An 8,278-nucleotide genomic window follows, 5' to 3' on the forward strand; every position below is an offset into this window, starting at 1 on the left:
CCGAGGTGATCTGCCTCGGCTGCGCCGGGATGGCCGGGTTGGACACGGCCGTGCGCTCCGCCACCGGTGTCCCCGTCGTCGACGGTGTCACCGCCGCCGTTCCGCTCGCCGAGGCCCTCGTCGGGCTCGGCCTGACCACCAGCAGGATCCGCACCTACGCCAAACCCCGCCCCAAGGACGTGACGGGCTGGCCCCCGCACCGGAGCGCCGCGCTCCCACTCCCCTGAACACCAGCGAAGGAGTCATCCCCCATGGAACCGTCCGTCCCGCCACACGCGCCCGACCGCGGAACCAACCACCTGGTGGAGGAGTCGATCCTGCCCACCTGGCTGACCCAGCGGCCCATCTCCCTGCTGGGTTTCGTCTGGATCTGGGTGGGCCTGGCCGTCGTCATCGTCACCTTCCAGTACGGGGCCAACGGCGTCGAGGGCGGCGTCACCCTCCCCGTGGTCATGCTCATCGTGCTCACCGCCACCATGACGCTCGCGGTGATCATGAGCCTCACCGCCGACATCGGGACCGAGCACGGCCTGTCCTTCGCGGTCTACCTGCGGGCGCCCTTCGGAGTCGTCGGCACCCACCTGCCCTCGGTGTCCCGGGGGCTCGTCGCGGCCGCGTGGTTCGGCATCCAGACCTACCTCGGGGCGCTGGCGATCAACGGGCTCGTGGAGTACTGGACCGGGTTCAGCTCATGGCCGCTGTGGTACGCGGTGTTCCTGGCGGTGCAGGTGGTCAACGTCGCCCTCGGGATCAAGGCCGTGGAGCGGCTGGCGTCCATCGCCGCGCCGTGCATCCTCGCCATCTCCCTCTGGATGTACTACACCCTCGACGGCATCGCCGAACTGGAAGGGCGCAACATCTGGACCTTCGCGGGCGGCGGGGACACCCCGCTCGCGGCGCTGTTCATCATCAACATGGCGGTGTGGGCGCCCGTGGCCGTCGACATCCCCAACATCACGCGCTTCGTCGCCACCGTCCCCGGGGCACGCGGGTTCCTCAGCCGCAACCGCAACGTGCTCGTCGCGCAGTTCGTCGTGCTGCCGGTGATGCAGGCGTGGATCGCGTTCATCGGCGCGGTGTCGCTCATCGTCACCGGCCATTGGAACCCGATCGACGTCATCCAGCAGGAGAGCACCGGGGTCGTGCTCGGGGTTCTGCTGGTCATGATCGTCCTGGCCCAGTGGTCGACCAACACCGCCGCCAACGTCGTCCCGGCCACGCTGAACCTCGTCAACGCCGCGGCGCCGTGGCTGTCCTACCGGATGGGCGTGGTCGTGACCGGCGTGGTCGCCACCGCGACGGCGCCATGGCTGCTGCTGGACAACCTGTTCACCTTCCTCGGCTACTACGGGGGGTTCATCGCCGCGATCGCCGGGATCATGGTCGCCGACTACCACGTGATCCGGCGCCGGAGGGTGAACGTCCCGCACCTGTTCCGGAGCGACGGTCAGTACCGGTACACGCGCGGGGTCAACCCCGCCGCCCTCATCGCCTGGGTGACCGCCTCCGTCACGGCCCTGTTCGCCCTCGACTACGCGTACGTCATCGGCTTCCCCATCGCCTTCGCCGTCTACCTGGTCCTCATGCGGGTGTGGATCCTGCCGAGGTTCCCGCAGGCGGAGCTGACGCCGCCGGACCCGGACGCGTTCCTGGCCACCAGCACCGGGCGCAGCTGGGTTCACGACCCCGAGACCGGCGGGTTCGACCTGGTGCGCTCCGAGGACCTGGCCGACCGCGCCACCGCGCGCGAGGACATCTGACCACCGCCCCGCCATCCCAGGAGAGAACCCATGAGTACCGGCGACAGCCACCACACCGTCCGCGACCCCGACCCGTCCCTGTACAACGAGGACCTCGCCCCGCTCCCGCCGGAGAAACGGTCCTGGGGCGCGTTCGCGATCTTCAACGTCTGGTCCAACGACATCCAGAGCCTGTTCGGCTACACCCTGGCCGCGACCCTGTTCATCTCCTACGGTCTGGGCGGCTGGTCGGTGTTCGCCGCGATCGTGCTGTCCGGACTCATCGTGATGGGCCTGGTCAACCTGGTCGGCAGGCCGAGCGTGCGGTACGGGATCCCGTATCCGGTCATGGCGCGGGCCAGCCTGGGCGTGCACGGGTCCCAGTTCCCGACCCTGGTGCGCGGTGTGGTCGCCACGTTCTGGTTCGGCGCGCAGACCTACTTCGCCTCGACCGCCATCGCGCTGCTCATCACCGCCTTGTTCGGACCGGGACCGGAGGGGACGTTCCTGGGGGTGTCCGCCGTCGGGTGGCTGGCCTACGTGCTGGTGTCGGTCTTCCAGGTGGTGATGTTCGTCCGGGGCATCGAGTGGATCGGGAAGTTCCTCAATCTGGCCGGACCGGCGGTGTACGTCGTGATGATCGCGCTGATGGGCGTGATCTGGTACCGCGCGGGCAACGGCCTGTTCTCCGAGCTGGGCGACGTGTTCTCCGGCCAGGGCGAGTACGAGGGCGGGCCGGTGGCGGCGTTCTCCGCGATCGTCGGCACGATGGTGGCCTACTTCGCCGCGGTGATCATCAACTACGGGGACTTCTCGCGGTTCGTGCGCACGGAGCGGCAGATGCGGCGGGGCAACCTGTGGGGCCTGCCGGTGAGCCTGGCGTTCTTCTCCTTCCTCGCCCTGGTGATCACCGCGGGCACGTCGGTGCTGTACGGGGAGGCGCTGACCAATCCGGCCGACATCGTGGAGCGGGTGGACAACGTCGCGCTCACCGTGGTGGCGGCGCTGACCTTCTTCGTGGCCACGGTGGGGATCAACGTGGTGGCCAACTTCGTGCCGCCCGCCTACGGACTGGCCAACCTGGCGCCGAGGCACGTCAACGCGCGCACGGGCGGGCTGATCACCGCGGCCGTCGCGTTCGTGATCGGCGGACTGTGGGTCGGGGTGATCGGCCAGATGGGGATCGCGGTGTTCGTCGACACGCTGGGGGCGGTGCTGGCCCCGCTCTACGGGATCATCGTCGCCGACTACTACCTCATCCGCCGCCAGCGGATCGTGCTCGACGACCTGTACTCGACCTCGCCGGACGGCACCTACCACTACACGCGGGGCTGGAACCTGCGCGCGCTCGCCGCGTTCGTCGCCGCGGCCGTGTTCTCCGTGGCCACGGTGTGGCTGCCCGCCCTCGCCGACCTGTCCGGCTACGCGTGGCTGCTCGGCGCGTTCGCGGGCGGCCTGGCGCACTACCTGCTGTCCCGGATCGGCGGCCGGTCGAACGCGCGGACCGGGGACCGGGTCGGCCGGGACGCGGCACGCGGGGCCTCAGGGGAGGACGGGGTTCCGGCCGACGCGCGGGTCGACGGTTAGCTCCAGACGTGGCGACGGGGCTCACCACGCCATGTCACTACTCTTAGTAACTGAGTAATTACAATTTGACCATGCCCACGAAACACATCACGGACATCAGCGACAAGAAGACCAAGAAGAAGAGCATCCTCGAGATCAGCGACATCACTCTGACGCCCGGGTCGCCGAAGCCCGGGAACGTGATCCGCTGTGACATCGACGCCGTTCTGCGTGAACCCGTGGACCTGCGGAAGGTTCAGGTGCGCCAGGTACGCAAGGTCGGCGACCTCAAGCTCGGTGAGAGCACCAAACCGTTGACCGAGCGGTTGGCGGAGGCCGGCGCCGAGCTGTCGGGCGACATCGACGCCCTCGCCGGTCCCTGGCGGCAGAGCTGGACGGTCAAGGTCCCCTGGGAGGCCCACTCCGGCGAGCTCTGGATCTGGTGGTACGCGACCACCGACGACGGCAGGGAGTTCGCCTCGTTGGAGGGACGGTTCGACTTCAGGCGGGACTGACCGCGAAGGAGTCCCCCGTGGTCCGCGTCGGACCGCGGGGGACACGGTGAAGGGGGCGCGGGTGCCACGGTGCCCGCGCCCCCTGGTGCCGGCCCCATGTGCGGAAGGCGGGGTCGGCGGGGACGTCTACTGGCCGAGTCGGTCCAGCAGTGCGTGGTACTCGTCCCAGAGCTCGCTGGGAAGGTGGTCTCCGAAGGTCTTGAAGAACTCGGGGACCAGGGCGGCCTCCTGCTTCCAGATGTCGCGGTCGACGGAGAGCAGGAACTCCAGGTCCTCGCGGGACAGCTCCAGGCCCTCGGTGTCGATCCCGTCGAGGGTCGGCACGTTGCCGATCGGGGTGCCGACCGCCTCGGCCCGGCCCTCCAGACGCTCCACGATCCACTTGATCACGCGGCTGTTCTCACCGAACCCGGGCCAGACGAAGCGGCCGCCGGCGTCCTTGCGGAACCAGTTCACGTAGAAGATCGTCGGCAGCTTGGCCTGGTCGGCGCCCGCGCCCACCCGCAGCCAGTGGGCGAAGTAGTCGCCCATGTTGTAGCCGCAGAAGGGCAGCATGGCGAAGGGGTCGCGGCGCAGCTCGCCGACGGTGCCCTCCGCCGCGGCGGTCTTCTCGGAGGAGACGTTGGCGCCCATGTAGACGCCGTGCCGCCAGCTCAGGGACTCGGTGACCAGAGGCACGGCGGTGGCGCGTCGGCCGCCGAACAGGATGGCCGAGATCGGCACGCCGGCCGGGTCCTCCCACTCGGAGGCGATGGTCGGCGCCTGCCCGGCCGGGGTGGTGAAGCGGGAGTTCGGGTGGGCGGCGGGCTCGGGGGAGTCCGGAGTCCAGTCGCGGCCCTTCCAGTCGGTCAGGTGTGCGGGCGGCTCCTCGGTGAGCCCCTCCCACCACACGTCGCCGTCGTCGGTGAGGGCGACGTTGGTGAAGATGCTGTTGCCCCACAGCGTGTCGATGGCGTTGGCGTTGGTCTCGACGCCGGTTCCGGGCGCGACGCCGAAGAAGCCCGCCTCGGGGTTGATCGCGCGGAGCTGCCCCTCGGAGTCGAAGCGCATCCAGGCGATGTCGTCGCCGACGGTCTCGACCTTCCAACCGGGGATGGTCGGCTGGAGCATGGCGAGGTTGGTCTTGCCACAGGCGCTCGGGAAGGCGGCGGCGATGTAGTGCGACTTCCCCTCGGGGGAGGTGACCTTGAGGATGAGCATGTGCTCGGCCAGCCAGCCCTCGTCACGGGCCATGACCGAGGCGATGCGCAGCGCGTAGCACTTCTTGCCGAGGAGGGCGTTGCCGCCGTAGCCGGACCCGTAGGACCAGATCTCCCGCGTCTCGGGGAAGTGCGAGATGTACTTGGTGCTGTTGCACGGCCAGGGAACGTCCTGCTGGCCGGGCTCCAGGGGGGCGCCGACGGAGTGGACGGCCTTGACGAAGTCACCGCGCTCCTCGATGAGGCGCAGGGCCGCCGATCCCATGCGGGCCATGATCCGCATGGACACCACGACGTAGGGCGAGTCGGTGATCTCGACGCCCAGCTGGGAGATGTCGCCGCCGAGCGGGCCCATGCAGAACGGCACGACGTACATGGTGCGGCCGCGCATGGCGCCCCTGAAGACCTCGCCGAAGGTGGCGCGCATCTCGTCGGGGGCGATCCAGTTGTTCGTGGGGCCCGCGTCCTCCTCGCGCTCGGAGCAGATGAAGGTGCGGTCCTCCACCCGGGCGACGTCGGTGGGGTCGGACGTGCAGTAGAAGCTGTTCGGCCGTTTCTCCGGGTTGAGGCGGGTGAACGTGCCCTGCTCGACGAGCAGGTCGGTGAGACGGGTCCACTCCTCGTCGGATCCGTCGCACCACACGACCGCGTCCGGCTGCGTGAGCTCAGCCACCTCGCGCACCCATGAGACCAGCTCCTCATGGTCGGTCGGGGCAACACCCACATCGATACCCACGTCAGTCACAGCCGCTCCTCTTCGAAGGTCGAGATCTCTCGCATCATGAACGACGACGCGGGGTAGTGACCAATTGGTATAGGCCAATGGTCTAAATATGTAGACGAGTGGCCCCGGATTCCGCTGCACAGCAAGGGATTCGTGTCGTGTACCAGCGTGCCGGACGCCACCCTCCGAGGTCACGTTCCGACACAGGTGGGGGCGGCTTTTCCCAGAACACGGGGCGATTGCCCCACCAGCCACAACCAGCGGCGACGGCCGGTGCTCTTCGTCACATGACGGGCACCGGCCGCCGCCGGAAGCCACTAGACCTTTCTCTCCAGGAGCCGCGTCACCACCGCTCGTTCTCCCATGTGGGGGCGTACGGACGGGGAACGGCACCCGGTGAGGAGGACGGGGAGCAGTCCCGGCCGCCGTTCAGGCAGTCGACCACATCCGCCATGAGCTCGCGCGGCATCACGTTGATGTGGTCGGAGTGGTCGGTGATCGGATCGTGCCGCTCCTCGGGGAAACCGTCCACGGCGAAGTTCGGGCCGTCGGGCACCTCGTACACCAACGTCTGACGCAGGCGCGGCACGGCCGTGAACCCGTCCGGGCAGCCGCCGTCCTCCTCCGGGAAGACGATGTGCGAACGGTTGTCCGCGCTCTCGACGCCCTCACCGTCCCAGCAGCTCGGGAAGTCGAAGACGCGCACGACGTCGCTGCCCTCGGGGCAGAGCGGGTAGCGGTCGGTGAACGCGCGGTCCCCGAACCCCGTGCAGGTCCACCGCGCGTTGGCGTTCTCCCCCTCCTGCGTGGCGGCGCGGGCGTTGCCGGTGATGATCTGGAGGAACTCCGGCATCGCGACCACCGGCCCCCGCGCGTTGCCGAGGAACTCGATGGTGACCGAGGAGGGCGTGAGGATCCGCCCCACGTTGCCGTCCAGGCCGCCGCCGGGCCGGTCGGCGTCATCGCCCGGCACGGTGGTGTCGCGCAGCACCGGCCAGTAGTGCATGGACCGGTCACCGCCCGCACAGGTCGTCTCCCCCCGGGCGAGGATCGCGTTGTTCACGCCGACGTCGTCGGTGAACCGATCGACGTCCTGGTTCCCGACGTAGTCGTGTGTGTGCTGGGCGCCGTTGGGCACGCCCGGGGCCACGATGACGTTCTCGGAGTTGCGCAGGCCGTTCTCGTTGACGCCGCAGTCGACGGTGAACCTGCCGGTGGAGGCGTCCGGACCGGGCTCGGGGTCGCCCTCGCGCGGCGGCGCCTGGCCGATGGGGGCGAAGTCCTCCGTGAAGGGGCCGCCGGAGCGGCGGCCCTCGGGGGGCCAGGAGGAGCGGTCGGCCTCGGACGACGCCAACCGCCCCTCCGTCGGGGGACCGGCGTCGGCGAGGACCGCCGCCAGACCTCCGGAGACCAGGAGCAGGGCCGCCGCCCCGCCGGGGACGCGGCGGCGCCCGCGCCGGCGGAGCCGCCTCGGTGATCGTGGTCGTGGCCGTTCGTCCGTCATTCTCGTACTCCTCGTGGTCGGACACGCGGCTCCCACCGCGTGACAGCGGGGTGGACACGAAAGGGGCGGGGCCCGAAGGGGTCGGCGCGGTGGGTGTGGACGGGGGCGCCGGATCCCCTTCGGGCCCCTGTGGGGGTGGCGGTTGACGAGCGGCGGCGGGCGACGGGTGGGCGCCCGCCCTCCAGCGCGGAGGCTCCGGTCGGTGGCGGGCCTCAGGGCAGGGGGCGCCGCTCCGGGGGACGGGGCGCGGGCAACTCCTCGTACTCCACGAGACCGGTGCTCTCCAACAGCGTGATGTGCCGCAGCACCATGAGCATCCCGTGCTGGCAGAAGGAGCGGACGAGCTCGTTGCGGGTTCCGGCCCTGACCTCGGCCAGGACCGCGAGGACCTCGCCGTGCGCGGCGCGCAGCCGGTTGGCGAACACCCGGTCGAACTCGGCCCCGGACAACTCCGACAGCTCGTCCATCCAGCGCTGCTGGTTCGGGTTGGGCTCGCTGGGCAACCGCACGTCGAGCCGGGCCGCGGCCTCGCGCACCTGCTCGTCCATGAGGATGTGGTCCTCGGCGAGGATCCCGCCCACCTCGCGGACGCGATCGAGCTGGGCCCGGTCCCGGGCCTGCTGGCCCACGGGGATCTCCCACAGGCCGGCCTGGCGGACCTTGACGAGGGCGTCGACGTCGGCCGGGCCGAGCGGCCCGAACTCGGTGCTGACCCAGTCGTTCCAGAACACGCCCGAAACACCCGTGGTGCCGTTCGGGGCGATCATGAACACCGTCATCGAGGCCAGGACGAGGAAACCGACCACGCCGAGGAGCTCGATCGAACGCGGGGAGCGCCATCCCGGCCGCCGCCGGTCGGGGAGGGCGCCGAGATCGGCGCGTCGGGTTCCCCCCGGGTGGTACGGGGTGTCGCGTGGCTCCATCGTGATCAGGTCCCGGACCGAGCGGGGACGCCCGGGGCCGTCACTCGTTGGGCGGGCGCGGGACGGTAGTCGCCGTCGTAGCCGTAGCCGTCCGTCCCACCTCCGGAG

At 70.1% G+C, this 8,278-nt stretch carries 7 protein-coding genes; 4 read left to right on the plus strand and 3 right to left on the minus strand.

The window, feature by feature from the left end; translation table 11 throughout:
- The 4 genes from D471_RS36820 to D471_RS0129280 all read left to right on the plus strand — a co-directional run.
- On the plus strand, window positions 1-227 hold a 227-nt coding region (locus tag D471_RS36820; RefSeq protein WP_040691841.1), incomplete at its 5' end, for an aspartate/glutamate racemase family protein.
- Window positions 228-251: 24 nt separating this feature from the next.
- Window positions 252-1,760: an NCS1 family transporter gene (locus tag D471_RS0129270; protein ID WP_017601908.1), complete on the plus strand. Its 1,509-nt coding sequence runs from the start codon at window positions 252-254 to the stop codon at window positions 1,758-1,760.
- Window positions 1,761-1,790: 30 nt separating this feature from the next.
- Entirely contained in the window at window positions 1,791-3,326 is a 1,536-nt protein-coding gene (locus D471_RS0129275; RefSeq protein ID WP_017601909.1) for an NCS1 family nucleobase:cation symporter-1, read from the plus strand.
- Window positions 3,327-3,397: 71 nt separating this feature from the next.
- Window positions 3,398-3,820, plus strand: a complete 423-nt coding sequence (locus D471_RS0129280) for a hypothetical protein (protein WP_017601910.1) — start codon at window positions 3,398-3,400, stop codon at window positions 3,818-3,820.
- A 126-nt stretch (window positions 3,821-3,946) separates the two neighbouring features.
- Here the strand turns inward: D471_RS0129280 and D471_RS0129285 are convergent, their stop codons facing one another.
- The 3 genes from D471_RS0129285 to D471_RS0129295 all read right to left on the minus strand — a co-directional run bounded on the left by D471_RS0129285 (window position 3,947) and on the right by D471_RS0129295 (window position 8,170).
- Window positions 3,947-5,755 carry a phosphoenolpyruvate carboxykinase (GTP) gene (locus D471_RS0129285; protein WP_026128198.1) on the minus strand — a complete coding sequence of 603 codons (1,809 nt, stop codon included), beginning with the start codon at window positions 5,753-5,755 and terminating at the stop codon, window positions 3,947-3,949.
- Between the two features lie 331 nt (window positions 5,756-6,086).
- Window positions 6,087-7,247 carry a DUF1996 domain-containing protein gene (locus D471_RS36825; RefSeq protein ID WP_083924390.1) on the minus strand — a complete coding sequence of 387 codons (1,161 nt, stop codon included), beginning with the start codon at window positions 7,245-7,247 and terminating at the stop codon, window positions 6,087-6,089.
- 212 nt (window positions 7,248-7,459) lie between these two features.
- Window positions 7,460-8,170 (minus strand): DUF4142 domain-containing protein, encoded by a 711-nt coding sequence (locus D471_RS0129295; RefSeq protein WP_017601913.1) that lies wholly within the window; start codon window positions 8,168-8,170, stop codon window positions 7,460-7,462.
- Between the last annotated feature and the right edge of the window lie 108 nt (window positions 8,171-8,278).

The sequence above is a fragment of the Nocardiopsis lucentensis DSM 44048 genome, assembly GCF_000341125.1.
Lineage (GTDB): Bacteria > Actinomycetota > Actinomycetes > Streptosporangiales > Streptosporangiaceae > Nocardiopsis > Nocardiopsis lucentensis.